Annotated in this window: 25 protein-coding genes; 13 read left to right on the forward strand and 12 right to left on the reverse strand. The window is 73.5% G+C overall.

The window, feature by feature from the left end:
- Positions 1-37 precede the first annotated feature (37 nt).
- From BUB75_RS27825 to BUB75_RS27840, 4 genes are all read right to left on the reverse strand, one after another.
- The gene (locus BUB75_RS27825; RefSeq protein WP_073260796.1) at positions 38-688 is read right to left on the reverse strand and encodes a LysE family translocator; all 651 of its coding nucleotides are present in this window, start codon (positions 686-688) and stop codon (positions 38-40) included.
- Positions 689-835: 147 nt separating this feature from the next.
- The gene (locus tag BUB75_RS27830; protein ID WP_073260797.1) at positions 836-2,071 is read right to left on the reverse strand and encodes a GNAT family N-acetyltransferase; all 1,236 of its coding nucleotides are present in this window, start codon (positions 2,069-2,071) and stop codon (positions 836-838) included.
- A gap of 47 nt (positions 2,072-2,118) precedes the next feature.
- Positions 2,119-2,877 (reverse strand): alpha/beta fold hydrolase, encoded by a 759-nt coding sequence (locus BUB75_RS27835; RefSeq protein ID WP_178379994.1) that lies wholly within the window; start codon positions 2,875-2,877, stop codon positions 2,119-2,121.
- 134 nt (positions 2,878-3,011) lie between these two features.
- Positions 3,012-3,389, reverse strand: coding sequence for a hypothetical protein (locus BUB75_RS27840; RefSeq protein ID WP_143175437.1), 378 nt, complete (start codon positions 3,387-3,389; stop codon positions 3,012-3,014).
- Between the two features lie 284 nt (positions 3,390-3,673).
- Between BUB75_RS27840 and BUB75_RS27845 the strand changes: the two genes are divergently transcribed.
- On the forward strand, positions 3,674-4,288 hold the full coding sequence (locus tag BUB75_RS27845; RefSeq protein ID WP_073260800.1) for a TetR/AcrR family transcriptional regulator: 615 nt from the start codon (positions 3,674-3,676) through the stop codon (positions 4,286-4,288).
- Positions 4,289-4,292: 4 nt separating this feature from the next.
- Here BUB75_RS27845 and BUB75_RS27850 read toward each other — a convergent pair whose 3' ends face one another.
- Positions 4,293-5,099: an SRPBCC family protein gene (locus BUB75_RS27850; protein WP_073260801.1), complete on the reverse strand. Its 807-nt coding sequence runs from the start codon at positions 5,097-5,099 to the stop codon at positions 4,293-4,295.
- 130 nt (positions 5,100-5,229) lie between these two features.
- Between BUB75_RS27850 and BUB75_RS27855 the strand changes: the two genes are divergently transcribed.
- Entirely contained in the window at positions 5,230-5,823 is a 594-nt protein-coding gene (locus BUB75_RS27855) for a pyridoxamine 5'-phosphate oxidase family protein (RefSeq protein WP_073260802.1), read from the forward strand.
- Between the two features lie 116 nt (positions 5,824-5,939).
- Here BUB75_RS27855 and BUB75_RS27860 read toward each other — a convergent pair whose 3' ends face one another.
- On the reverse strand, positions 5,940-7,127 hold the full coding sequence (locus tag BUB75_RS27860) for an MFS transporter (RefSeq protein ID WP_073260803.1): 1,188 nt from the start codon (positions 7,125-7,127) through the stop codon (positions 5,940-5,942).
- A gap of 234 nt (positions 7,128-7,361) precedes the next feature.
- On the opposite strand from BUB75_RS27860, the gene rsgA reads away from it, so the two are divergent.
- The 3 genes from rsgA (at position 7,362) to BUB75_RS27875 (ending at position 11,305) form a co-directional block, all read left to right on the forward strand.
- Entirely contained in the window at positions 7,362-8,399 is a 1,038-nt protein-coding gene (gene rsgA / locus BUB75_RS27865) for a ribosome small subunit-dependent GTPase A (RefSeq protein WP_073260804.1), read from the forward strand.
- Positions 8,400-8,695: 296 nt separating this feature from the next.
- A complete protein-coding gene (locus tag BUB75_RS27870; RefSeq protein WP_084741812.1) occupies positions 8,696-10,711 on the forward strand; it encodes an ABC transporter ATP-binding protein in 2,016 nt (671 codons plus the stop codon).
- Between the two features lie 108 nt (positions 10,712-10,819).
- Positions 10,820-11,305, forward strand: coding sequence for a hypothetical protein (locus BUB75_RS27875; protein ID WP_073260805.1), 486 nt, complete (start codon positions 10,820-10,822; stop codon positions 11,303-11,305).
- 174 nt (positions 11,306-11,479) lie between these two features.
- Here the strand turns inward: BUB75_RS27875 and BUB75_RS27880 are convergent, their stop codons facing one another.
- On the reverse strand, positions 11,480-12,430 hold the full coding sequence (locus BUB75_RS27880) for a GlxA family transcriptional regulator (RefSeq protein WP_073260806.1): 951 nt from the start codon (positions 12,428-12,430) through the stop codon (positions 11,480-11,482).
- Between the two features lie 128 nt (positions 12,431-12,558).
- On the opposite strand from BUB75_RS27880, the gene BUB75_RS27885 reads away from it, so the two are divergent.
- The 3 genes from BUB75_RS27885 to BUB75_RS27895 are packed head-to-tail and all read left to right on the forward strand — an operon-like array spanning position 12,559 to position 13,722.
- A complete protein-coding gene (locus BUB75_RS27885; protein ID WP_073260807.1) occupies positions 12,559-13,113 on the forward strand; it encodes a dihydrofolate reductase family protein in 555 nt (184 codons plus the stop codon).
- Positions 13,114-13,156: 43 nt separating this feature from the next.
- The gene (locus BUB75_RS27890) at positions 13,157-13,435 is read left to right on the forward strand and encodes a hypothetical protein (protein WP_073260985.1); all 279 of its coding nucleotides are present in this window, start codon (positions 13,157-13,159) and stop codon (positions 13,433-13,435) included.
- Positions 13,432-13,722: a ribbon-helix-helix domain-containing protein gene (locus tag BUB75_RS27895; protein WP_073260808.1), complete on the forward strand. Its 291-nt coding sequence runs from the start codon at positions 13,432-13,434 to the stop codon at positions 13,720-13,722. The genes BUB75_RS27890 and BUB75_RS27895 overlap by 4 nt, the downstream gene beginning before the upstream one ends.
- A 16-nt stretch (positions 13,723-13,738) precedes the next feature.
- Here the strand turns inward: BUB75_RS27895 and BUB75_RS27900 are convergent, their stop codons facing one another.
- Positions 13,739-14,248, reverse strand: a complete 510-nt coding sequence (locus BUB75_RS27900; protein ID WP_073260809.1) for an FBP domain-containing protein — start codon at positions 14,246-14,248, stop codon at positions 13,739-13,741.
- Between the two features lie 62 nt (positions 14,249-14,310).
- Here BUB75_RS27900 and BUB75_RS27905 point away from each other — a divergent pair, with 62 nt between their 5' ends.
- From BUB75_RS27905 to BUB75_RS27920, 4 genes are all read left to right on the forward strand, one after another.
- A complete protein-coding gene (locus BUB75_RS27905; RefSeq protein ID WP_073260987.1) occupies positions 14,311-14,886 on the forward strand; it encodes a TetR-like C-terminal domain-containing protein in 576 nt (191 codons plus the stop codon).
- Positions 14,887-14,921: 35 nt separating this feature from the next.
- Positions 14,922-16,028: an FAD-dependent oxidoreductase gene (locus BUB75_RS27910; RefSeq protein ID WP_073260810.1), complete on the forward strand. Its 1,107-nt coding sequence runs from the start codon at positions 14,922-14,924 to the stop codon at positions 16,026-16,028.
- A 9-nt stretch (positions 16,029-16,037) separates the two neighbouring features.
- Complete coding sequence (locus tag BUB75_RS27915) at positions 16,038-17,159, forward strand: epoxide hydrolase family protein (protein WP_073260811.1); 1,122 nt, start codon at positions 16,038-16,040, stop codon at positions 17,157-17,159.
- 82 nt (positions 17,160-17,241) lie between these two features.
- Positions 17,242-18,024: a thioesterase family protein gene (locus tag BUB75_RS27920; RefSeq protein WP_073260812.1), complete on the forward strand. Its 783-nt coding sequence runs from the start codon at positions 17,242-17,244 to the stop codon at positions 18,022-18,024.
- On the opposite strand, the gene BUB75_RS27925 is transcribed toward BUB75_RS27920, so the two are convergent.
- Positions 18,021-18,608 (reverse strand): helix-turn-helix domain-containing protein, encoded by a 588-nt coding sequence (locus tag BUB75_RS27925; RefSeq protein WP_073260813.1) that lies wholly within the window; start codon positions 18,606-18,608, stop codon positions 18,021-18,023. The genes BUB75_RS27920 and BUB75_RS27925 overlap by 4 nt on opposite strands.
- 67 nt (positions 18,609-18,675) lie before the next feature.
- Between BUB75_RS27925 and BUB75_RS27930 the strand changes: the two genes are divergently transcribed.
- A complete protein-coding gene (locus BUB75_RS27930) occupies positions 18,676-20,343 on the forward strand; it encodes an FAD-dependent oxidoreductase (RefSeq protein WP_073260814.1) in 1,668 nt (555 codons plus the stop codon).
- A gap of 6 nt (positions 20,344-20,349) precedes the next feature.
- Here the strand turns inward: BUB75_RS27930 and BUB75_RS27935 are convergent, their stop codons facing one another.
- The 3 genes from BUB75_RS27935 to BUB75_RS27945 all read right to left on the reverse strand — a co-directional run bounded on the left by BUB75_RS27935 (position 20,350) and on the right by BUB75_RS27945 (position 24,326).
- The gene (locus BUB75_RS27935) at positions 20,350-21,165 is read right to left on the reverse strand and encodes an alpha/beta hydrolase family protein (RefSeq protein WP_073260815.1); all 816 of its coding nucleotides are present in this window, start codon (positions 21,163-21,165) and stop codon (positions 20,350-20,352) included.
- 105 nt (positions 21,166-21,270) lie between these two features.
- Positions 21,271-23,634 carry an ABC transporter permease gene (locus BUB75_RS27940; RefSeq protein ID WP_073260816.1) on the reverse strand — a complete coding sequence of 788 codons (2,364 nt, stop codon included), beginning with the start codon at positions 23,632-23,634 and terminating at the stop codon, positions 21,271-21,273.
- Positions 23,631-24,326 carry an ABC transporter ATP-binding protein gene (locus BUB75_RS27945; protein WP_073260817.1) on the reverse strand — a complete coding sequence of 232 codons (696 nt, stop codon included), beginning with the start codon at positions 24,324-24,326 and terminating at the stop codon, positions 23,631-23,633. Before BUB75_RS27945 ends, BUB75_RS27940 begins: the two co-directional genes overlap by 4 nt.
- Between the last annotated feature and the right edge of the window lie 31 nt (positions 24,327-24,357).

The raw sequence follows: 24,357 nt of genomic DNA on the forward strand, positions 1-24,357 counted from the left end.
GTGCATTATGTAAAGTAGGGGTTCGGGAGGGTCTCCCTCAGGCGGCCACGGCGACGGCTTTCGAGCGTTCGGTGGCGAGCTTGACCGCGAGCCCCGCGAGCACGGTGCCCATCAGGTACCGCTGGATCTTCAGCCAGGTCGGGCGGGCGCCGAGGAACGTGGCGATCGCGCCGGCGGAGACGACGATCAGCGCGTTGACGGTGAGTGCGACGGCGATCTGGACGCTGCCCAGCGTGAGGCTCTGCAGCGCGACGTGGCCGAGTGCCGGGTCGACGAACTGCGGCAGCAGCGAGATGTAGAGGATCGCGATCTTGGGGTTGAGCAGGTTGGTGACCAGTCCCATCGTGAACAGCCGGCGGGCGGGGTCGGGTGGCAGCGGCGCGGGGTCGAACACGTTGGCGCCGCCGGGGCGCAGGGTCTGCCAGGCGAGGTAGAGCAGGTAGGCGGCGCCGGCGAGTTTGATCGCGGTGTAGAGCGCGGGGACGACGGTGAAGATCGCGACGAGCCCGGCGGTGGCCGCGGTGAGGTAGACGAGGAATCCGGCCGCGACGCCGGTGAGTGAGACCAGTCCGGCGCGGCGGCCCTGGGTGAGGGTGCGGGAGACCAGGTAGATCATGTTCGGGCCGGGGGTCAGGACGAGCCCGAGGGCGACGGCGGCGATGCCGAGTAGCGCGCCGGTGGTGATCACGGGGCCTCCTGGTGCGGTGGTGCGGTTCTCCCCCGTCAGCCAACCGGAGCGGGCGCGGCGATCGCCAGTCCATTTCGCCCGGTAGTGGACTCGATGAACCCGACGGGGTCAGCGCGGCCACCCCCCGCGGCCACCCCCCGCGGCCACTCAGTACACGGGGAAGACTTCGCCGCCCGGGTAGAACGGCTCCCGTTCCCCGCGGAACGCCGCCGCGGCTCGCGCCACCGCACCGGGCCGCAGTTCCTCGACCCGTCCGGCCGCGGCCAGCGCGGCGAGGCTCGTGCCGCCGAGGTACACCGCGCCGAGCTCGGCCGCGGACAGCCGCAGGTCGGCGGGTGCGCCGGTCGGTTCGCAGGAGACGCCGCCGGGGTCGGCGGCGAGGTGGTGGCGGCCGCTGTTCCATGGGCAGAACCGGTCGGTGACCTCGAGGACGACGTCGACCGGGGCGGAGTAGGCGCGGGCCCGCAGTGCGCGGCCGAGGTCGACGAGCCGCACGTGGAGCTGGTCGTGGACGGTGGCCGCGGCGGCGCCGTGGTCGAGCAGCAGGTGCAGCAGCGGTTCGTCGGGCGCGGCGTCGCACTCGACGGCCGGGTGCAGGTCGAGGTCGAGCAGGTAACGCCAGAGGGCCGCGTGGGAGGCCGGGGTGGTGGCGGCCAGCTCGACGAGGTGGACTTTCTGGTGTCCCAGCCGGTAGATCGCGTACCCGTCGGGTGCGCCGTGGACGACGACGCGGAGTGCGGTGGCGCCGTCGCGCTGGTGTTCAGGGTCGTCGAAGCGGGTGTGCCAGAACCGGTCCGGGCGGTCGAGCCACCCGACTGTGGTGGTGCGGACGGCCTCGTAGACCGGGGTGATCAGCGGCCGGGCGTCGGCGACCGGCACCCGCCGGACCGCGCCGAGGGCTCCCCCGGCCGGTGCTCCCCCGGCGGCCGGGGTGAACGCGGCGTTGCGGCTGTCGACGGTCAGCCGCAGCCGGGTGCCGGCGATGCCGTACCCGAAGCGCCCGTAGATCGCGGCCTCGGACGCGGTGAGCACGGCGATCGGCTCGGCACCGCTCTCGTGCAGTTCGGTGAGCTGCCGCCGGGTCAGCGCGGTGAGCAGCCCGCGGCGGCGGTGGGTGGGGCTCACGCCGACCCAGTTGACGGCGGCGATCGGGGTGGGGCGGCCGCCGGGAAGGGTCAGGAGCCGCCGGTGGTAGCCGGTGGCGCCGACCGGCTGGTCCCCGTCGAACGCCCCGAGCATCCGGTCGAGGTCGGGGCCGATCAGGGCGCGGAGGTCCTCGACGTCCTGGTCGGAGTAGTCCTGGCCCCAGGTGTCGGCGACCATGCGCAGCCACGCGGTGAGCTCGTCCGGGTGGATCGTCCGTATCGGGTAAGGGTCCGTCACCTCACCAGTTGTACAGTCCGGTAACGGCGGGCGGTGCTGCTCGTCGCTCACGGGGTGAGCGGAGCGAGCTTCGTCGGGTGTTCGCCGCCGAGGAAGTCCAGCAGCAGCTGGTTGACCAGCGCGGGTTTCTCCATCGGCAGCCCATGGGAGGTGCCGGGCACGACCGCCAGCTGGGCCTCCGGCAGCGCCCGGGCCACTGCGGCGCTGTGCTCGACCGTGACGAAGTCGTCGTCGCCCTGCATGACCAGCGTCGGCGCGGTGATCCCGGGCAGCGCGCTCAGGCCGGGCCCGGGGTCTTCGCGCCACATCCGCAGGATCTTGGCCAGGACGACGTCGAAGTGTTCCGGACCGTCCGGGGAGAGCCGGTCGTAACCCGGGCGGGCGAACTCCCCGAAGTCTCCGTCGTCCAGCATCGACGCGAGTTCCGGGCGCGCGCCGGACGGGTCGAGGTACTGGCCGATGAGGACCAGCTTCTCCACCAGGTCCGGCCGGTCCAGCGCGACGTAGGCGCCGACCAGCGCGCCGTCGCTCCACCCGACCACGTGCGCGGAGGCCAGGCCGAGGGTCTCGGCGAACCCGATCGTGTCGGCGGCCATCAGCCGGTAGGTGTACCGGCCGTCGACGTCGCCGGTGCGGCCGTGGCCGCGTCGCTCGGGCACGATTACCTGGTACTGCTCGGACAGCGCGGCGATCTGCGGTGCCCAGCTGTCGGCGGTGGCCAGGCCGCCGTGCAGCAGGAGGACCGGATCCCCGGTGCCGTGCGTCTCGTAGTAGGTGCGGAGGCCGGCGACGGTCGCGTAGCTCATGCACTCCAGCATGCCCTGCCGCCCACAGAGCGCGGCGCAGAGAGCACCGGCCCCACCGGACGCTGGGGGGCATCCGATGGGGCCGGCGGGCAAGGTCGGCAGGGGTTTACGCCGACCTGGGGTTTCTCAGGCGGTCAGTCGCAGCGCTCGGCGCGCAGGACCCAGACGCCGCGGTAGTGCCAGCCGCCGCTCTCCCAGGAGCGGTGGAACGGCGAACCCCACTGGCTGCGCCAGGAGCCCCGGTAGCCGGTGCGGACGAAGTCGCAGTCGTAGTCCTCCCAGAAGCCCCGGTACTCCCCGACGCGACCGGCCCAGTTGCACTGCCGGTAGCTGCGGAAGACGCCGACGACCTGGTCGTCGTCGCCGTTCCAGCCCCAGCCGTTCGCGCTGACCGTGCCGGCGTGACCTGCCGGGGTGGCCGCCTGGGCGGTGCCGGCCATGCCTGCCACGCCCCCGGCGACGGCGAGGCCCGCCAGCGCCAGGGCGGCTCCACGTGCAGTCTTAGATGCCATGTATGTCCCTCCTCAAGATGTTTCGGGCAGGGAGTACACAAGCACGGTAGATGTGAGTTTTGTGAGAAAAGGTTCCGTGGATTCGCGGCGCGGCGCGCGCCACGCCCGAGTAATGCCCGTACGGGGGAGGCCGGTTCCCGCACTTTCAGCCAATCAGTTACCGGATGTTCGTCTCCACAGTGGGCAAAACGCCGGGTCGTAACCGATGGTGTCGAACCGAACCGGAGTGACCGGACGTACCAGTGAGAAACGGGTGTGCTGGACCGGACGGAGGCGCTGACGACATGCCGAAAAGGGTGGATCATCAGCAACGGCGGCGGGAGATCGCCGACGCACTGCTCCGGGTCGTGGGCGTCCACGGTCTGCACGGGATGAGCCTGCGGGAGGTGGCCGCCGAGGCGGGCGTCTCGCTGCGCCTGGTCCAGTACTACTTCCCCAGCAAGGAGCAGCTGCTGCTGTTCACCGCCGGCTACCTGACCCGGCGACTGTCCGATCAGGTCACCCGCCGGGTGGCGGCGGCCGGGCCGGCGCCCTCACCGCGGTCGGTGATCGAGGCGACGCTGGCCGCGCTGCTGCCCACCGACCCGGACACCCGCCGGTTCCACCTCGCCCATGCCGCGTTCGCGGTGCTGGCGATGACCGACTCCACGATCGCCGCCCAGGCCGTGCTCGCCGGGCCCGACGCCCGCGAGGAACTGCTGGTCCAGCAGCTGCGGACCGTGCTGCGGCCCCCCGCCGACCCGCGCGCCGAGGCCGTCGGGCTGCTGGCGATGTCCAGCGGCCTGGCGACCAGCGTGCTCGGGGGTGTCCGCAGCGTCGACGAGGCGCTCGGCGTGCTGCGCCACCACCTCGACCGGGTGCTCCCGGCGCGCGCACCGGCCCGCGTCGGCGGCTGGTGACCCGTCAGGCCCGCAGGTCCGCCGCGAGCGCGTCGAGGCGGTCGCGGCAGGCCCGGTAGGCCTGCTCGGCACTTCTGGGGGACGCCGCCGAGCCGGCCACCGTGAGCACCGCGCGTGCCCCACCGGGACCGGGGCTCAGTTCCCAGCCGAGCGTGGCGCCCGGCTCGCCGGCCCAGCGGTAGCGCAGCGACGTCGGTGCCTGTTCCTGCCGGTCACCGGCCGGGTCCAGACCGTCCGGAGCGGACAGCCGCTCCCACACCGTGCCGACCGGCTTGGTCAGCTGGCGGACGAACCGCACCCGCCACCCGCCGCCGGGTGTGGTCTCGGTGACGCCTTCGCGCAGCCCGAACGCGTCCAGGTAGTGGTCGTGGGTCGCGGCGGTCCAGCCGGCCGACGGCTCGGCGGTGGGCCGTCCGTCCAGGCTCGCGTCCAGGACGTCGATACAGGCCACCCAGCCGGTCGCGAAACTCGCCGCGCCGGGGCCGTCGTCGAACGTGTGCACCAGCGTGAGCAGGCTACCCTCGCCGTCCGGGGCCAGTTCCCAGCGCAGCACGTCCTCCTCCCAGGTGAACGCGAACACCCGCTCTGGCTCGAACGCGACGACCTGCCCGTCCGAGGGCGGAGCCTCCTCCTCGCGGAACGTGAACGTCAGTTTCCCGCCCGGCTCGAATCCGCCGGACACGTCGGCCGGGAACCAGCGGCTCAGCTCCGCGGGGGTGATCAGTGCCCGCCAGACCCGGGCCGGTGGGTGGGCCAGCCGCCGTTCGATCCGCAGCACGTGCCGGCCGTCGACGTGCGTCAGTCGTTCCACCGGAGGGCTCCTTCTTCTCGGGTACCGGGCCTCGAACATAACACTCTGGCTATATGCCTCGCCAGTTATGTAAGACCGGCGGGTGGGAATCCGGTTCCACGGACCGAACACCCTGGCGCAGGATCGAGGCATGGGAAAGCTGTACGAACGGATCGACGAGCGGCTCCGGACCTTCATCGGGGCCCAGCCGGTGTTCTTCGTCGCCACCGCCCCGCTGTCCGGCGACGGCCACGTCAACCTCTCCCCGAAGGGCCGCTCCGGTTCCCTCGCGGTGCTTGACGAGCAGACCGTCGCCTACCTCGACTTCGGCGGCAGCCACGCCGAAACCATCGCCCACCTGCGGGAGAACGGCCGCATCACGCTGATGTGGTGCGCGTTCACCGGGCCGCCGACCGTGCTGCGGATCCACGGGCGCGGCGAGCCGGTGTACCGCGACGACCCCCGGTTCGGTGCGCTGGTGGCCACGATGGCCGACGCCGACGCGACCGGGGTGCGGGCGGTCATCGTCGTCACCGCCGACCGGATCAGCGACAGCTGCGGCTTCGCCGTCCCGTTCATGGACTACCGCGAGGACCGCTCCCTGCACGCCGACTACTTCGGACGCAAGGGCGAGGACGGCTTCGCCGCGTACTGCGCGAGCAAGGAGTACAACCGCGAGAGCATCGACGGGCTGCCCGCGGTGCCGCTGCCGCTCCCACCGCGCCCGGCCGCCGAACCGGCCTGACGCGCCGAACCGGCCTGGCCCCGCCCGGCCGAGGCCCGCGCCGGGGTGGCCCCGCCCGGCCGGGGCCGGCGCCGGGGTGGCCGCGTCAGGCCGGGGCCGGCGCGGGGGTGGCCGCGTCAGGCCGGGGCCGGTGGCACCGCCTCGGCAAGCGCGGCCGTGCGGCGGCGCCGTGCACCCGCGGCGGACAGATGCAGCGCGGACGCGAGCAGCCCGACGACCACGCACCCGGCCCACAGCGGCGCGTCGCCGTAGGCGCCGAGCACCAGGCCGCCCGCCACCGGCGCCACCGCGAACGCCAGCCCACCGGCCAGGCCGTAGAGACCCTGGTAGCGGCCCCGTGCGGTGGCCGGGGACAGGGCGGCCAGCAGCGTCGCGGTGGCCGGGACCATCGCGATCTCGGCGAGCGTCCACACCACGACCGTGCCCGCGTACCCGGCGGTGGAGTCGGCCAGCGCGGTCAGTCCGAACCCCGCCCCGGCCACCGCGGCGGTGACCGCCAGCAACCGGGACGGGTCGCGGCCGGTGAGCAGCCGCGGCGCGAACAGCTGCCCGGCGGCGATCAGCGCGGTGTTCACCGCGATCACCAGCCCGAACGCGCGCGCGGGCAACCCGTCGGCGGCCATCGACAGCGGCAGCGCGGTCAGGTGCTGCCCGAAGATCAGCGTGATCAGGAACCCGGTTCCGCACAGGCCGAGAAACACCGGGTCCGGGCCGGGCGCGCCGTCGCGGTCGGTGTCCTCGGGAGCGTCCGGCCGGGTCTCGGGCACGGTGGCCGCCACCAGCGCGGCCAGCGCCAGGCTGGAGGCCACGTCCACCGCGAACACCAGCCGCAGGTCGACGCCCGCGAGCAGCCCGCCGCCGAGCGCGGCCGCGCCGTTGGCGAGGTTCTGCGCCCAGTACAGCAGGCTGAACGCGCGCATCCGCGCGTCGGCGGGCACCACGTCGACGGCCACCGCGGCTAGCGCCGGCTCGTGCAGCCCGCGGGTGGTGCCGAACGCGAACGCCGCGGCGACGATCAGCGGCACCGGCCGGGCGGCGCCGAGCACGGCCAGCGCGGCGGCGTTGCCCAGCGCCGCGGCGATCAGCGTCGGACGTCGTCCCCACCGGTCGGCCAGCTGGCCGCCGAGCAGCGCACCGGCCATCGCGCCGAACCCGAACGCGCTCATCACCAGGCCGATCGCGGCCGGCCCGAGACCGCGTTCGGCCGACAGGTAGAACGCGAGCAGGAACAGCACGACCGACCCGGCCCGGTTGACGACCTGAACCGTCCAGACGCTCCAATACGTCCGGGGTAGCCCTCCCATGCCCGGCAGGGTCGCACGCGAATATTCGCGTGCGGGCCGAATATGTACCGGGTACTGTGCTGCTCCGCAGGGAAAACACGGACTCGGTACGGGATCGGAGGTGGGGTATGGCCGCCGCTGTGGTTGACGCTGCCCCGCGCAGCGTCCGGCCGTCCCTCGTCCTTCCGGTCGCCGGCTGAGCGTCCCCGCCTTCGCGGGCTCGCCGGGACCACCATCCCGTAAAGGGTTCCTGCGTTGTCTTCTTCACTTGAGCTTTTCGGTTGGGATTCCACCTGGGCGGACGCGTTCGCGCCGCACGCCGCCGGTGGGCTGACCCCGGGCCGGGTCGTGCGCGTCGACCGCGGCCAGTGCGACGTGATCACCGCGGCCGGCCCGGTCCGTGCGGAGTTCACCCGCACCGACGTGTGCACCGGCGACTGGGTGGCACTCTCGGGCCTCTACCTGCACGCGGTGCTGCCGCGGCGGACCGCGCTGGTGCGGGCCGCGGCGTCCGGGCTCTCGCACGGGCAGGTGCTGGCCGCCAACGTCGACGTGGTCGCGGTCATCGTGCCCTGCACCGTCGAGGTCGACCTGGGCCGCGCCGAACGTCTGCTGGCGCTGGCCTGGGAGAGCGGCGCCCGGCCCGTCGTGGTGCTGACCAAGACCGACGCCTGCCCGGACGTCGCCCGGGTGCGCGAACAGATCGACACCGTCGCCGTCGGCGCGGACGTCGTCGCGGTGAGCGCCGTGGCCGGTGACGGGCTCGACGCGCTGGCCGACGCGCTGACCGGCACCGTCGTGCTCGTCGGGCAGTCCGGGGTCGGCAAGTCCACGCTGGCCACCGCGCTGACCGGCACCGACCTGGCGGTCCAGGACGTCCGCGAGGTCGACGGCAAGGGCAGGCACACCACGGTCCGCCGCGAGATGATCCCGCTGCGCGGCGGGCGGGGCGTCCTGATCGACACCCCCGGGCTGCGCGGCGTCGGCCTGTACGACGCCGAGGACGGCCTGCACCGGGCGTTCGCCGACATCGACGCGCTCGCCGCGGACTGCCGGTTCGGCGACTGCGCGCACGGCAGCGAACCCGGCTGCGCGGTCCGGGCCGCGATCGACGCCGGGTTGCTGCCCGCGCGGCGGCTGGACAGCTACCGCAAGCTGATCCGGGAGAACGAGTGGGCCGCGGCCCGCACCGACGCCCGGCTGCGTTCGGAGCTGCGGTCCCGGGAGCGGGCGTTCCACAAGGCGTACCGCAACCAGTTCAACCGGCCCGGCCGGGATCGGCGAACCCGCTGACGTGATCTGGTTCGCGATCCGCCGCGCGGCGTGGGTCCGGAGTGCGGCGGCGTCCCGCGACGCCGCCGTGCCCCGGGTGGGCTCAAACGTGCCGCGGCCGGTCCGCGACGAGCGGGCCGGCCGGATTTTGTCGGTGGGCAGCGGTAGCGTGCCAACGCTTCCGTGAAGCAGGCGCGGTGGTGTCCTCGAGGAGGGGGCACCACCGCACCGACCCCAACGGGTTGACCTGAAGCTCACTTCAGCTTTTACCGTTCCGGGCAGGGAACACGTCGGCCGCGACTTCGAGGGTGAGCATCATGAGCATGGAAATGACCGCGTGGAACTCGCTGTACCACGCGATGCACGCCAGCGAGGAGCGAAGGCCGTTCTCCCTGGCGACGCTGCGGCGCATCGGCGGGTTCGCCCGCCCGCACCGCCGGCTGCTTGCCTTGTTCCTCGGATTGTCGGTCGTCGGGGCGCTGCTGGCGGTGGCCACCCCCGTGCTGGCCGGGCGCGTCGTCAACGCGATCGTCGGCGGGGAGCCGTTCGGCGTCGTGGGGCGGCTCGCGGGGCTGATCGCGGTGATCGCGGTCGCCGAGGCGGCCCTGAGTCTGGGCACCCGCTGGCTGTCGGCCAGCATCGGTGAAGGTCTGATCCTCCACCTGCGCACCGCCGTCTTCGACCACGTGCAGCGGATGCCGATCGCGTTCTTCACCCGCACCCGCACCGGCGCGCTGGTCAGCCGCCTGAACAACGACGTCATCGGCGCGCAGCGCGCGTTCAGCGACACGCTGTCCGGTGTGGTCGGCAACCTGGTGACGCTGGTCCTCACGCTGGTGGTCATGCTCGGCATCTCCTGGCAGATCACGCTGCTGGCGCTGGTGCTGCTGCCGGTGTTCGTCCTGCCCGCGCGGCGGATGGGCCGCCGCCTGGCGCGCCTGGAACGCGAGGCCGCCAACCACAACGCGGTGATGAGCACCCAGATGACCGAGCGGTTCTCCGCGCCCGGCGCCACCCTGGTCAAGCTCTACGGCCGCCCGCACCGGGAGTCCGCGGCGTTCGCCGACCGCGCCGGGCGGGTCCGCGACATCGGTGTGCGCACCGCGATGGTGCAGTCGGTGTTCATCACCGCGCTGACGCTGGTGTCCGCGCTCGCCCTCGCCCTGGTCTACGGGCTGGGCGGCTTCTACGCGCTGCGCGACCAGCTCGACCCCGGTGCGGTGGTCGCGATGGCGCTGCTGCTCACCCGCCTCTACGCGCCGCTGACCGCGCTGGCCAGCGCCCGGGTCGAGGTGATGAGCGCGCTGGTCAGCTTCGAGCGGGTCTTCGAGGTCCTCGACCTGCCGCCGCTGATCACCGAGAAGCCCGACGCCCGGCCGGTGCCCGAGGGCCCGGTGTCGGTGGAGTTCGACCACGTCCGGTTCAGCTACCCGTCGGCCGACAAGGTGTCGCTGGCGTCGCTGGAGGAGGTCGCGACGCTCGACACCCGCGGCGGCGCCGAGGTGCTGCACGACGTCTCGTTCCGCGTCGGCGCCGGGCAGATGGTGGCGCTGGTCGGCTCGTCCGGCGCCGGGAAGTCCACGATCGCGCAGCTGATCCCCCGGCTCTACGACGTCGACGCGGGCGCCGTACGGCTGGCCGGGCAGGACGTCCGCGACCTGACCACCGAGTCGGTGCGCGACACGCTCGGCCTGGTCACCCAGGACGGTCACCTCTTCCACGAGACGATCCGGGAGAACCTGCTGCTGGCGTGGCCGGAGGCGACCGAGGGTGACCTGTGGGACGCACTGGGGCGCGCCCGGCTCGACGAGCTCGTCGCGTCGCTGCCCGACGGGCTGGAGACCGTCGTCGGTGAACGCGGCTACCGGCTGTCCGGCGGGGAGCGGCAGCGCCTGACGATCGCCCGGCTGCTGCTGGCCCGGCCGCGGGTGGTGATCCTCGACGAGGCGACCGCGCACCTGGACTCCACGTCCGAGGCCGCGGTGCAGGCGGCACTGGCCGAGGCGCTCGACGGGCGCACCGCGGTCGTGATCGCGCACCGGCTGTCCACGGTGCGGGCCGCCGACCAGATCCTCGTGGTGGAGGCGGGGCGCATCGTCGAGCGCGGCACGCACCCCGAGCTGCTCGCACTCGGCGGACGCTACGCCGAGCTCCACGCCACCCAGTTCGCCACCCAAGACAGCCCGCGGCGGCCCTCGGAGAACGGTGCTGACGGCCGCGCCGACGGACTTGAGACCGGCGCAAAGGTCGCGGCGTCCGTCGGCGCGGACGCCAGCGCCGCCCTCCGAGGGCTCCAGGTCGGAGCAGACCGATCCCGCGGGATGTCTGACTAATCCGTGGGGGCGTGCGCGGCGACGGGATCCGGCGATGGCGGGAATCCGGCGATCCTCGTCGTTCTCGCCACTTCTCGCGCGTCCACTGCGGTCCTAGCGTCGGGCCGCGTGAACGCCACGATCTTTCTGAGCCTGCACGTCCTCGCCGCGATCCTCACGATCGGACCGGTCACGGTCGCGGCCAGCATGTTCCCCCGGTATCTGCGCGCCGCCGCCGAGGATCCGCACGCGGTGACGATCCTCGGCGCGCTGCACCGGATCTGCCGCGTCTACACGGTCATCGGGCTCACCGTGCCGGCGTTCGGGCTCGCGACCGCTGCCGCGCTCGGCGTCCTGACCGACGCGTGGCTGCTCACGTCGATCGTGCTCACCGCGATCGCGGCGGGCGTCCTCTGCCTCGTCGTGCTGCCTCAGCAGGCAGCCGCGCTCGGGGGTTACACGACTTCCGGTGCCGCAGGCTCACCCTCCACCGGAGGTGCAGCCGATACTCGCGCTGCTGCGCGGCTCGGGGCGGCCACCGGTGTGTTCAACCTGCTCTGGGCGGTCGTGGTCGTGCTGATGATCGTCCGCCCCGGCTCCACCACCGGCGTCTGACGCGAAACCGGGCCGTGCCCCTCCCCGCGCGAGGCCGGGTTACGGCGGCACGGCCCGGCGCCGGGTTCGGCCGACGCCCGGGCCGTGCCCCGCCCGACGCCGGGTTACGCGGCCGACGCGCCCCGGGCGTGCCCCGCCACGCCCGGGGCGCGTCGCTCGCCGGACGGGGCCGGGTTACGCGGCCGGCGTGGCGCGGAACTTTGACCGGTAGGCCGCGGGGCTGACGCCGACGAGACGCTTGAATCGGTCCCGGAACGTGCTCGGCGACGGGAAGCCGGTCTGCGCCGCGATCCGCTCGACCGGATGCCCGGTCGTCTCCAGCAGGTGCTGTGCCCGGCGCAGCCGCACCCGGGTCAGCCACTGCTGCGGCGTCGTCCCGGTCTGTTCGCGGAAGCGGCGGCTCAGCGTCCGGGGGCTGAGCGACGCCTGCCGGGCGATCCGGTCGAGGGTGAGCTCCTGCCCCAGGTTCTCCTCCAGCCAGGCCAGCAGCGGCTGCAGCGACAGGCCGTCGGGTGCCGGTGGTTCGTGGGCGATGAACTGGGCCTGCCCGCCGTCGCGTTCCAGCGGCGTCACCGAGAACCGGGCGGCGTCGGCCGCGACCGCCGACCCGTAGTCCCGGCGCACCAGGTGCAGGCACAGGTCGAGGCCGGCCGCGGCCCCGGCGGAGGTGAGGATCTGACCGTTGTCGACGAACAGCACGCCCGGGTCGACGTCGATCGCCGGGTAGCGGGCGGCCAGCTCGGCGGCGCCCACCCAGTGCGTCGTGGCTCGTAGCCCGTCGAGCAGGCCGGCGTCGGCCAGCGTGAACGCCCCCGCGCACACCGAGGCGATGCGGGTGCCGCGCGCGGCCGCGGCGCGCAGCGCGTCCCGGACGTCGCCGGGAATCGGGGCGCCCTCGTCGGCCACGCCCGGCACCACGATCGTGTCGGCGTCGGCGAGCGCGGCCAGGCCGTGCCGGACCCGGATCGTGAACGTCCCGGCGTCCACCTCGCCGGCCGGCCCGCAGACCAGGACGCGGTAGCCCGGGGACCCGTCGGGCAGGCGGGTCCACCCGAAGACGTCCACCGGGATCGCCAGGTCGAACGGGATGACGCACTGCAGGGCGAGGACCGCGACCGTGTGCACGGCCAGAACGTACCGCGTCGCCGGATTTGGGCCAGCCAGATCCCGGCCAGCCGGTCTTCGGCAGCCGAACGGGTCGGGCCTTCCCAACCGGGTTGCGCGGGCCGGTCAACCTCGCTACGCACAGAGCCATGCCGCGGAAGCTCGTACTGAAGATGTCGGTCTCGCTCGACGGATTCGTGGGGAGGAACGACGGTGACGTCGAGTGGATCTTTCCGAGCATCGACGAGGAACTGCAGGAGTGGATGGTCGACATGCTCGGCCAGGCGGGTGCGCACGTGATGGGGCGGGTCACCTACGGCGACATGGCCGCGCACTGGCCGACGTCCGACGAGCCCTACGCCGCGCCGATGAACGACATTCCGAAGGTGGTGTTCTCCCGGACGATGACCGAAGGGTCGTGGCCGGAGACCACCGTGGTGCGCGGTGACCTCGTCACCGAGGTGAACCGGCTCAAGGAGGAGGACGGCGACGAGCTGCTCGCGCACGGCGGCGCCGGGTTCGCCCGCGCGCTGATCCAGCGCGGGCTGGTCGACGAGTACCGGCTGGTGATCCATCCGGTGGCGCTCGGCTCCGGTCTGCCGCTGTTCACCAGCCCGACCGACCTGACGCTGGTCAGCTCCGAACCGTTCCCGGGCGGCGCGATGGCGGTCACCTACGCGCCCGCGGAGAAGACCGCAGGCTAGCCCCCGGTCACCCCGGGTGTTTACACTCGTCTACGTTCAGTCCGTGGACGAGACCTACCGGTTCGACGAGCGTTCGTACGACGCCCTCGACGCCGCCGGAATCGGCTGGCAGGCCGCACTGCAGGTGCTCCGCGCACCGCGGCGGGTCCGCCAGCACGTCGGCGCGGTGCTCCGGGTGGCCGCCGCGACCCGCGACGGCCGGTGGGTGGCCGTGGCGCTGGTCGAGGAGGACCCCGACCAGTACTTGGTCGTCTCGGCCCGCGAGTTGGACGGCGACGAGGCCAGCCTGGTTGCCGGCATGCTCGGAAGGAGCGACGTATGAGCCGCGACGACGCGATGAAAGCGCTGGCCGACACCGACTGGTCAGGGGCGACGGTCGAGTCGGTCGAGCGGCCCGCGACCGTGGTGCACTCCACCCGGTTGCCGGCCGCGCTCTCCGAGCAGCTGGAGGCCGAAGCCGCGCGGCGCAAGATCACGCCCTCGGCGCTGGTCCGGGAGTACGTCGAGGCGTGCCTGACGCAGCTGTCGGCCTCCGGCGACACGACGGTCACCGTCCGGCTGGCCGACCTGCACCGCGCGATCGACCAGCTCGCCCGCAACGTGGCCTGACCGCGCCGCCGCCCGGCTACGCGTCCAGGCTGTCCAGGAAGCTCTCCAGGTGCATCCGTACCCGCGCGACCTGGTCCTCGACGGTCAGCGATTCCTCGATCCGCCCGCCGACCGCGGGCTTCTTCCGGCCGCGCAGGTACAGCGAGCACGCCAGGTCGCTGCAGACGTAGGTGCCGACCGAGTTGCCCTGGCGTCCGGCCGCGCCGGTCTTGCGCGCGGTCATCAGCGCCACCCCGCTGCCCGGGTGCTGGGTCAGGCAGAACGAGCACAGGCTGCGCCGCAGGTAGCCGCGCTGCCCGGCGGCTGACCGCAGGACGATCCCGACCAGCGCGTCCCCCTGCCGGGCGTTTCCGCGCTCGGCGACCAGGTAGCTGCGGTCGGGCGCCGACAGGTCGCTCCAGCCGAGGAAATCCAAGTCGTCCCACGGGCGGGTGTCCAGGTCACGTGGCATCGGCAGCCGGGTGGCCTCGCCCTTGGAGCAGTTGACGAACGACCCGCGGATCTCCTTCTCGGTGAGTCTTCTCATGCGGCGGACGCTACTTCGCCTAGGATCTCTAGGCAAAGACTTAAACCTCCTAGGCGGTGGGCGTGGTACGGCAGGGCCTCACACCGGAGAAGGTCGTCGCCGCGGCCGCCGACCTCGCCGACGACATCGGCTTCGACCGGGTGACGGTCTCCGGGCTGGCCCGGCAGCTCGGGGTCCGGGACGCCAGCCTCTACTCGCACGTCCGCAACCTCGATGACCTGCGCAGCCGGATCACGCTGCTGGCAGCGACCGAGCTGGCCGCCCTGCTCGGCGACGCGGTGGCCGGCCGCGCCGGGCGGGACGCGCTGGGCGCGTTCGGAGCGGCGTACCGGGGGTACGCGCTGCGCCATCCCGGCCGGTACGCATCCACCAACCGGCGGCTGGACCCCGGGGACTTCGCCGGCTCCCCGGGCCCGCAGCGGATCCTCGAGATCACCTCGGCGATGTTCCGCTCCTACGGCCTGGCCGACCCGGACCTCACCGACGCGGTCCGGCTGGTCCGCAGCACGTTCCACGGGTTCACCGCGCTGGAGGCCGCGGGCGGGTTCGGCCACCCGCGGGACCTCGACACCTCCTGGGACCGCGCGATCGACGCGCTGGATCAGCTGCTGCGCTCCTGGCCGGTCAGCCGGGCCTGACCCGCCGCGCGGGGTGACTATGTGACTATTTGCCCATGTCCATCGCGATCATCGGTGCCGGGCTCGGTGGGCTCACGCTCGCGTGTGTCCTGCGGCGCCACGGCCGGCCCGCCACCGTCTACGAGCTGGACGCCTCCCCGACCGCTCGCGCCCAGGGCGGCATGCTCGACCTCCACACCGAGTCCGGGCAGGCCGCGCTGCGGGCGGCCGGCCTGTACGAGCAGTTCCGGGCCATCGTCCACCCGGGCGGCGAGGCGATGCGGATCCTCGACCGCGACGCGAACGTCCGGCGGGAGGAGACCGACGGCGGCACCGGGGACCGGCCCGAGGTGAACCGCCGCGAGCTGCGGAACCTGCTGCTGGACGCCCTGCCCGGGGATGCCGTGCGGTGGGGCGCGAAAGTCACCGGTGCCCGCCCGGCCGGCGGCGGGCGGCACGAGGTGACGTTCGCCGACGGTTCCACGATCGTCACCGACGTGCTGGTCGGCGCGGACGGGGCCTGGTCACGGATCCGGCCGCTGGTCTCCGGCGCCGTTCCCGCCTATACCGGGCTGTCGTACGTCGAATTCAGTTTGTTCGACGCGGACGCCCGCCACCCGGAGGCGGCCGCGGTCCTCGGCGGCGGGCTGATGTTCGCGCTCGGCGACGGGAAAGGGCTGCTCGGCCACCGCGACCCGGACGGCAGCCTGCACGTGTACGCGGCGTTCCGGGCCCGGGCGGACGCGGAGCCGCCGGACCTGCTGGACCTGTTCGCCGGCTGGCACCCCAGCTTGCGGGCGATGATCGCCGAGGCCGACGGCGCGTTCACCGTCCGCCCGATCCATGCGCTGCCGGTCGGGCACCGCTGGCACCGCATCCCCGGCGTGACGCTGCTCGGCGACGCCGCGCACGTGATGTCGCCGTTCGCCGGGGAGGGCGCGAACCTCGCGATGCTCGACGGCGCCGAGCTCGCCGCCGCGCTGATCGGTCACCCCGGCGACGTCGAGGCGGCGCTGACCGCCTACGAGGAGCTGCTGTTCCCGCGGGCGGAGGCGGCGGCCGCGGAGTCCGCGGCGAACCTGGCGGTGTGTTTCCGCGAGGACGCCCCGGACGGCCTGCTGGATCTGTTCGAGTCCTACGAGGAGCTGGGCGTCCGCACCTAGCGTGGGGCCATGGAGCCGTACCGGATCGAGATCCCGCAGCCCGTCCTCGACGACCTCGCCGACCGCCTCGCCCGCACCCGCTGGACCACCCCGCTGCCCGGCCCGGACTGGCAGCGCGGTGTGCCGGTCGACTACCTCCGTGACCTGGCGGCCTACTGGGCCGACGGCTACGACTGGCGCGCCCACGAAGCCGAACTGAACCGGCATCCGCAGTTCGTCACCGAGATCGACGGGCAGCGGCTGCACTTCCTGCACGTGCGCTCGCCGCACGAGAACGCGCTGCCGCTGCTGCTCAGCCACGGCTGGCCCGGTTCGGTCGTGGAGTTCCTCGACGTGATCGGCCCGCTCACCGAACCCTCCGACCCGGCCGACGCGTTCCACCTGATCATTCCGTCGCTGCCCGGGTTCGGGCCGTCCGGGCCGGTGCGCGAGCCCGGGTGGGGCGTCGAGCGGATCGCCGCGGCGTTCGCCGAGCTGATGCGGCTGCTGGGCTACGACCGGTACGGCGCGCAGGGCGGTGACTTCGGTGCGGTGATCACGCCCGCGCTCGGCCGGCTGGACGCCGCGCACGTCGTCGGGGTGCACGTCAACGCGGCGACCGGCGGGTTCATGGCGCCCGGCCTGGTGGAGCCCGACGACAGTTTCAGCGCGGTGGAGAAGGAGCGGCTGGAGCGGGTCCGGTACTACCGGCGCGAAGGCAACGGCTACTTCAAGCAGCAGGGCACCCGGCCGCAGACGCTCGCCTACGGCCTGTCCGATTCGCCGGTCGGGCAGCTGGCGTGGATCGTCGAGAAGTTCTACGAGTGGACGCACGGCGAGGGTGTGCCGGTCGACCGGGACCGGCTGCTGACCAACGTCATGCTGTACTGGCTGACCGACACCGCCGGGTCGTCGGCGAACCTCTACTACGAGATCCTCCACAGCCGGGGCCTCCGCCCGGGGTCCGGCCGGTCGCCGGTGCCGACCGGGGTCGCGGTGTTCGCCGAGGACATGGCGATCCGCCGGTACGCCGAGGCCGCGAACACGATCGTGCACTGGACCGACTTCCCCACCGGCGGGCACTTCGCCGCCCTCGAGACCCCGGACCTGCTGGTCGGTGACGTCCGGAAATTCTTCCGGGCGCTGCGCTAACCCGCCGCGCACGATCGCGGACGCGGCGCTCGCGGAGGAAAACGGCCGTGGTCACGGATTACTGACCGGTAGGGTCTGGTTCGTGGACGCGTTTTATCGGAGCCTCGGCGACGGCCGGTACGAGAGCAGCGTGGCGACGGCGGGGCCGTGGAGCCCGGAGTCGCAGCACGCCGGGCCACCCTCGGGGTTGCTCGGCGCGGTGCTGGAGCAGCACGCCCCGCGGGAGGGCTTCCGGATCGCCCGGGTGACGCTGGAGATCCCCCGCCCGGTGCCGGTCGCCGAGCTGGAGGTCCGGGCCACCGTGCGGCATTCGACCGCCCGCACCGAGCTGCTCGACGGTGAGATCACCGCCGGTGGCCGCACGGTGATGCTGGCCCGCGCGTGGCGGGTCGTGGCCAGCCCGCACGACACCCCGACGCTGCGGCACGGCCCGCCGCCGCCAGGGGTGCCGGACGATCAGACCGCGGTGCTGGAGGTCCCCGGTATCCACACCGGCGGGTACCTCTCGGCGATGGAGTGGCGGTTCGCCGACGGGGCCGCGTTCCTCGACGACGGTCCCGGCACGGCGTGGGTCCGGCAGCGGATCCCGCTGATCGCCGACGCCGAGGACACCCCGCTCACCCGGGCGCTGACGCTCGCCGACAGCAACTGGGCGGTCGGCTCGGAGCTCGACGTCGTCCGCCAATTGGTGATCAACACCGATGTGACGGTCGCGTTGCACCGCGACCCGGTCGGCGAATGGCTGTGCCTGCGGTCGGAGACCGCGGCCAGCCCGGACGGCTCGGGGCTGGCCGCGGGCCGCCTCGACGACCTCGCCGGTGACTGCGGCCGGGTCCTGCAGACCCTGCTGGTCGCCGGGCGTTAACCGCCCGCGGGGCGGGCCCGCACGTGCATGCGTTCGCCCTGCGGGCCGAACAACGCGAGGATCTCCACCGGTTGCGGGCCGGGGTTGGTGATCGCGTGCGGCGTCCGGCAGTCGAATTCGACGACTTCGCCGACGCCGAGCGTGAAGTCGTGTTCGCCGAGGACCAGCCGGAGCCGCCCGGACAGCACGTAGAGCCACTCGTAGCCCTCGTGGACCCGCTGCTCGGTGGGGTCGACGCTGGGCGGGGTCGGCGGGATGACCTGCTTGTAGGCGCGCACACCACCCAGGTGCTGCGAGAGCGGGATCGTCGTGCGGCCGTGCACGGTGTAGGGCCGCATGTGCACGCGCGGGTCGCCGGTGGTGGGGGCGCCGACCAGCTCGTCGAGCTGCACCTGGTGCGCGCGGGCCAGCGGCAGCAGCAGCTCCAGCGTCGGTTTGCGCTGCCCGGATTCCAGCCGGGACAGCGTGCTCACCGAGATGCCGGTGATCTCGGCCAGCTCGGTCAGCGTCGTCCCGCGCTCGGCGCGCAGCGCGCGCAGCCGCGACCCCACGGCGGTCAGGACCCGGTCGAAGTCGTCGCTCACCCCACTAGTTTGCCACTTCGGCAAGAAAGTTTGTCAGTTCTGCGAGTCCGGGTGCACGCTTCCGGCCATGACGACACACTCCGAGGCAGTAGACGTGATGGTGATTGGTGGCGGCGCGGCCGGTCTGAGCGGCGCGGTCGTCCTGGGCCGGGCCCGCCGGTCGGTGCTGCTGGTCGACGCCGGTGAGCAGCGCAACTTGCCCGCGGACGGCGTCCACAATTACTTGACCGCGGAGGGGATGCCTCCGCACGCCCTCGCCGCCGCGGGCCGGAAGGAAGCCGAAGGCTACGGTGTGCGGATCCTCGCCGGTCGGGTCACCGCCGCGGAGCCGCACGCCGGCGGGTTCCGGGTCACCCTCGAGGACGGCACGCGCGTGCAGGCGGCGCGGCTGCTGCTCGCGACCGGGATCACCGACGAGCTGCCGCCGATCCCGGGCCTGGCCGACCGCTGGGGCCGTGACCTGCTGCACTGCCCGTACTGCCACGGCTGGGAGGTCCGCGACCGTCCGCTGGGCATCGTGTCCACCGGCCCGTTCGCGGTGGAGCAGGCGCTGCTGTGGCGGCAGTGGAGCGACGACGTCACGCTGTTCCTGCACACCGGCCCGGAACCCACCGACGAGCAGTACGAACAGCTGGCCGCGCGGGGTGTCGCGGTCGTCGACGGGGAGATCACCGGTGTGGAGGTGACCGACGACCGGCTCACCGGTGTCGTGCTGGCCGGCGGCCGGGTGGTCGCGCGCGCGGCGCTGGTCACCGCGACCACGATGAACGCGACGCTGCGCGGCCTGGAGGGGCTGGGCCTGGAACTCGAGGACCTGCTGCGCGACGGTCACCGGATCGGGCGCTACCTGCCGGCCGACCCGACCGGGAAGACCGCCGCGGCCGGGGTGTGGGCCGCCGGGAACCTGACCGTGCCGATGGCGCAGGTGATCGCGTCCGCGGCGGCCGGGACGATGGCCGGCGCGATGATCAACATGGACCTGGTGGCCGAGGACACGCGGCGCGCGGTCGCGGCGCGGCCGTTGCGCGCCGAGGAAGAATCTACGGTCAGCGCACGGGTGCTCGGCGACCGCCGGCACGGGGTGGAGGAGACGATGGCCGACGATCTCGCGGCGACCTGGGACGCCCGCTACGCCGAGAGCGACCGGATCTGGAGCGGCGACCCGAACACCGCATTGGTCACGGAAGCCGGTGACCTGCCGCCGGGCCGCGCGCTGGACCTGGGCTGCGGTGAGGGCGGCGACGCGGTCTGGCTGGCCCGGCGCGGCTGGACGGTGACCGCGGTCGACATCTCCCGGGTGGCGCTGGAACGCGCCGCGCAGCACGCCGCGGACGCCGGGATCGCCGACCGGATCGACTTCCAGCGGCACAACCTCGCCGAGTCGTTCCCGGACGGCGAGTACGACCTGGTGTCCGCCCAGTTCCTGCACTCCTGGGGTGACATGCCGCGGGACGCGATCCTGGCGCGGGCCGCGGCGGCCGTCGCGCCGGGCGGGATCCTGCTGATCGAGGGCCACTCCGGCGCGCCGCACTGGGAGAACCCCGACGGCACCCACGGCAGCCACGAGCACCCCGGACACGAACTGCCCGGCCCGGACCAGGTGATCGCCTCCCTGCAGCTCCCGGACGCGGAGTGGGAGCTGCTGGTCGTCGACGAGCACGCGCGGGAACGGACGCTGCCGGACGGGCGGACGATCCACCACGTCGACAACACGGTCAAGTACCGCCGCCGGTGACCGTCCTCAGAGGGACGCGTCGAGGAAGGTGATCAGCGCGCGGGCCAGCGCGACCCGGTGGTCGGCCAGCGCGTGGTCGGTCGGCCACACGTGCGCGGTGAGCCGGGCGTCCGCGTAGGCCGCCACCAGCGGGTCGTGGTGGTCGCCGGGCGGGGACACGTCGTCGCGGGACCCGGCGACCAGCAGCACCGGCCGCCCGGCCAGCGCCGGTCCGAGCGTGGTCAGCCGCCACCCCTCGGGCGCGGCGACCATCTCCTCGACCAGGGCCTCGCTGCTGGTGCCGGCCAGCGGCCCGACCGCACCGGCCCAGCCGGTGACGTACGCGGCGCGGGCGTCGGGGCCGGAGCGGGCGTCGGCGGCGGCCACGCCGAAGTCGAATCCGGCCAGGGACGCGACCGCGCCGATGGCGGGGTCGGCGGCCGCGGTGTGCAGCGCGACGAAACCGCCCATGCTGTGCCCGGCCAGCGCGATCCGCTGCGGGTCGAGGCGGTGCGCGGCGTCCGCGGTGCGGATCGCCGCCACCGCCGCGGCGGCGTCGTCCCGGACGTTGCCCCAGGAGAACCCGCCCGGGCTCCCCCACGCGCCGCGGTAGTGGAACACCAGCGTCGCGTACCCGGCGCGGCGCAGCGCCTGCGCGAGGTCGAAGTTCCGCTCGTTACCGGGAAAGCCGTGCAGGACGACGACGACCGGGTGCGGCCCCGGCCCGGCCGGGACGTGCAGGACGCCGAGCAGGTCCAGGCCGGCGCTGGGCACCGCGAACGGCACCGTCACGGCGGGCGGCTGGGTGTCCGCGGGGGGATCAGTGATCAGCGGGTCGGTCACCGCCGGAGCCTAACCCGGCCGGTCAGCGGCTCCGCTGCCACAGTCCCCGCCCCGACCGCCGGCCGATCGGCCAGGGATCACCCTGGCCGATCGGGCGCAGCGGGGTTATTCGGTGCGTAGCGCCGTCGCGGTGCGGGTCTTGGCCGCCCACCCGGCGGGCAGCAGCGCACCGGCTCCGGCGAGCGCCAGCCCGCCCAGCGCGAAGATCGTCAGCTGCACCGGGTGGAACACGGTCATGATCACCGGCGGCAGTTCCACCCCGGCGCCGTGCCCCATCGCCGGAACCATGATGCCGTGCATCAGCACCCCCGCCGGGACACCGATCAGGCCGCCGGCCAGCCCGATCAACGCGACCGACGAGAGAACCGCGGTGAGGGTCTGCCGGGGTGTCATCCCGAGCGCCTTGTGGATCCCGATGTCGTGGACGCGGGCCCGGACGTCCAGCACGACCGCGTTGAGGACACCGAGCCCGGCGACGGTCACCAGCATCAGCGTCAGCAGACCGGCCAGCGCGTCGATGATGAGGATCAGCTCGTCGACGCCCTCGCTCTCGATGTGCACGCCGAGGCCCAGCGGTTCCAGGGCGGTGGTCAGCGTCTGCGCGTAAGCGGTCACGTCGGTGCCGTCGGCGACACCGACCTGCCATGTGCCCGGCTGCAGGTCAGCGGCGCCCTGGGTCATGACCAGCCCGTCGTTGTCGCCCGGGTCGAACACCTCACCGACGATTGTCAGCGTCACCGCGGCCCCTTCGTCGGGGGTGACCGTGATCGTGTCGCCGAGTTCCCGGTCGGTGTTGCGCAGCACCTCGGTGGGGACGACCGCCTCACCGGGCTTGGTGAACCAGCGCCCGGACACCAGCTCGTAGCCGGCCCAGCCGGGGTTCGCGGTGTACTGGGCGTACGTGGTGTTTCCCGAGATGCCGGGGACGGCCGCTTCGGTCTCCTTGACGCCGACGTACCGGCCGGTGCCTTCCTGGGCGTCGAGGACCGCGGTGACCTTCGCCGGGTCGACGGGGTCCGGTTTGGCCGGTGGTCCCTCCCGCTCCCCGCCCGGCGGCATGTTCTGCGGGCCGAAGCTGTCGACGATGATCTGCGCACCGGAGTGCTCGGCGGCGACCTGGATCCGGTTGAGCGACGTCGCGAGCCCTGCCGCCAGCGTCACCGCGGCCGCACCGAACGCGATCGCGACGACCATCGCACCCGCGCGCAGCGGAGCGCTGAACGGACGGGCCAGACCCAGGGTGACCGGCCGCGGCAGCGGGAGCCGCCCGGCCAGCCGCGCCGCGTACTGCCCGCGGCGTGCCGCCGGGGTACGGCCCACCGCGAGCGCGTCGACCGCCGAGAGCCGGCCGGCGCGTCCGGCGGCGGCCGACGCGGTGACCGTCACGATCAGCAGCACCCCGCCGAGCACGACGACGTCGACCCACGGCGCGATCGTCAACGCGACCGTGCCATAGAGGTCCTCGGTGCGGGTCAGCAGCGGGACCGCGATCAGGTTCCCCGCGACGGCGCCGATGCCCGCGCCGATCACCGCCGGGATCAGCGCCTGCGCCACGTAGGCGCGGACGACCTGCGCGGGCGTGAACCCGAGGGCCTTGAGGATCCCGATCCGGCGCAGCGTCGACCCGACCGCCCCGGCGATCACCGTCCCCACGATCAGGACCGACAGCAGCAGGCTCAACCCGCCGAACGCCAGCAGGAACGGCACGAACAGCGACGTCTGCACGTTCGCGGCCTTCTTCACGGTCAGCCACGTCTTGGCGCTGGTCACGGCGCCGTCCGGCAGCGCGGCGGCGACGGTTTTGCGGGCGGTGGTGAGCTGCGCGTCGGTGCCGGCGTCGCTGAACCGGTAGAGCATCTGGTAGCTCGTCACCGGCGGCTTCAGCGCGGCCAGGCCCGCCGGGGTCATCCACGCGTCGGCGGTGTCGCTCACCGACCGGGCCAGACCGACGACGGTGACTTCCCGGCGGTTCGGGCTCTCGCCCAGCCGCACGGTCTGTCCGACCGCGGTGCGGAAACCGCTGCCGCCGCGCACCACGACCTCGTCGGGGTTCTGCGCCCACCGGCCGTCGGTGAGCGTCACCCGGTCGACGCTGTCACCCGGCCCGGTGCGTCCGACGACCGTCCACATCGGGCCGCGGGCCCCTTCCGGGTCCGACATGCCCGGCGGGGGCGGCGGGAGCATCATGACCTGCGCGGTCGGGAACGGGCCCGCGGTCTCGGTGACGCCGTCGGCGTCGGCGGTCGCGGCCAGCTGCGCGGCCGTGGCCTTCTTCGGGTCGGTCAGGACGTTGAGGTGCGCGCCGTTCTGCGCGACGAACGCGTGGTCGAACGGCGCGTTCGACGCCACCAGCAGGCCGACGCCGAGCAGCCCCGCGGTGACCGCCGCGGCCGTCGCGAGCGTGATCACGACGGTCTGCACCCAGCGGCGGTGCACGCCGGAGCGGACGACCTTGCTCAGCGCGCTCATCGCAGCGGCGCCAAGGCGGTATCCGCGGCGATCCGGCCGTCGACGACCTCGATCGTGCGGGTCGCGCACTGCTCGGCCAGCGTCCGGTCGTGGGTGACCAGGACGATCGTCTGCCCGTCGGCGTGCAGGGCGGTGAGCAGCCGCCGGACCTCGGTGCCGGATGCGGTGTCCAGCGCGCCGGTGGGTTCGTCGGCCAGCAGCAGCGCGGGGCGGTTCATCAGCGCGCGGGCCACCGCGACCCGCTGCCGCTCACCGCCGGAGAGCCGCCCGGGGTAGGCGCGGGCGTGCCGGTCGATGCCGAGGCCGCGCAGCAGTTCGGTGGCGCGGGTGTGGGTTTCGCGCTTGGCGCCGCCGGCCAGCTGGGCGGACAGCACGATGTTGTCGAACACGGTCAGGTCGTCCAGCAGGTTGAAGAACTGGAACACCAGCCCGATCGTGGCGCGCCGGTACCGGGCGGAGGCGGCCTCGCTGAGCGTGTCGATGCGTTTCCCGCCGACCGTGACCGTGCCGCTCGTGGGTTTGTCCAGGCCCGCGATGAGGTTGAGCAGCGTGGACTTGCCGCTGCCGGAGGGGCCGAGGATCGCCAGTGCCTCCCCGGTCGCGACGCTCAGCGACACGTCGTCGAGCGCGGGCGGTCCGCTGTCGTAGCGGCGGCTGACGTTCTGCAGTGCGATGAGCGGTTCGGTGCTCATGAAAGGCTCCGTCTTCGGCGTCCGATGTGGT

It is taken from the genome of Cryptosporangium aurantiacum (assembly GCF_900143005.1).
In the GTDB taxonomy this organism is placed as follows: domain Bacteria; phylum Actinomycetota; class Actinomycetes; order Mycobacteriales; family Cryptosporangiaceae; genus Cryptosporangium; species Cryptosporangium aurantiacum.

Bases quoted from the DNA above. Each gene is read 5' to 3' on its own strand.
- BUB75_RS27835 (WP_178379994.1), bottom strand. From the start codon at position 2,877: ATGAGCTACGCGACCGTCGCCGGCCTCCGCACCTACTACGAGACGCAC.
- BUB75_RS27840 (WP_143175437.1), bottom strand. From the start codon at position 3,389: ATGGCATCTAAGACTGCACGTGGAGCCGCCCTGGCGCTGGCGGGCCTC.
- BUB75_RS27845 (WP_073260800.1), top strand. From the start codon at position 3,674: ATGCCGAAAAGGGTGGATCATCAGCAACGGCGGCGGGAGATCGCCGAC.
- BUB75_RS27855 (WP_073260802.1), top strand. From the start codon at position 5,230: ATGGGAAAGCTGTACGAACGGATCGACGAGCGGCTCCGGACCTTCATC.
- BUB75_RS27860 (WP_073260803.1), bottom strand. From the start codon at position 7,127: ATGGGAGGGCTACCCCGGACGTATTGGAGCGTCTGGACGGTTCAGGTC.
- BUB75_RS27870 (WP_084741812.1), top strand. From the start codon at position 8,696: ATGAGCATGGAAATGACCGCGTGGAACTCGCTGTACCACGCGATGCAC.
- BUB75_RS27885 (WP_073260807.1), top strand. From the start codon at position 12,559: ATGCCGCGGAAGCTCGTACTGAAGATGTCGGTCTCGCTCGACGGATTC.
- BUB75_RS27895 (WP_073260808.1), top strand. From the start codon at position 13,432: ATGAGCCGCGACGACGCGATGAAAGCGCTGGCCGACACCGACTGGTCA.
- BUB75_RS27900 (WP_073260809.1), bottom strand. From the start codon at position 14,248: ATGAGAAGACTCACCGAGAAGGAGATCCGCGGGTCGTTCGTCAACTGC.
- BUB75_RS27910 (WP_073260810.1), top strand. From the start codon at position 14,922: ATGTCCATCGCGATCATCGGTGCCGGGCTCGGTGGGCTCACGCTCGCG.
- BUB75_RS27915 (WP_073260811.1), top strand. From the start codon at position 16,038: ATGGAGCCGTACCGGATCGAGATCCCGCAGCCCGTCCTCGACGACCTC.
- BUB75_RS27930 (WP_073260814.1), top strand. From the start codon at position 18,676: ATGACGACACACTCCGAGGCAGTAGACGTGATGGTGATTGGTGGCGGC.
- BUB75_RS27940 (WP_073260816.1), bottom strand. From the start codon at position 23,634: ATGAGCGCGCTGAGCAAGGTCGTCCGCTCCGGCGTGCACCGCCGCTGG.
- BUB75_RS27945 (WP_073260817.1), bottom strand. From the start codon at position 24,326: ATGAGCACCGAACCGCTCATCGCACTGCAGAACGTCAGCCGCCGCTAC.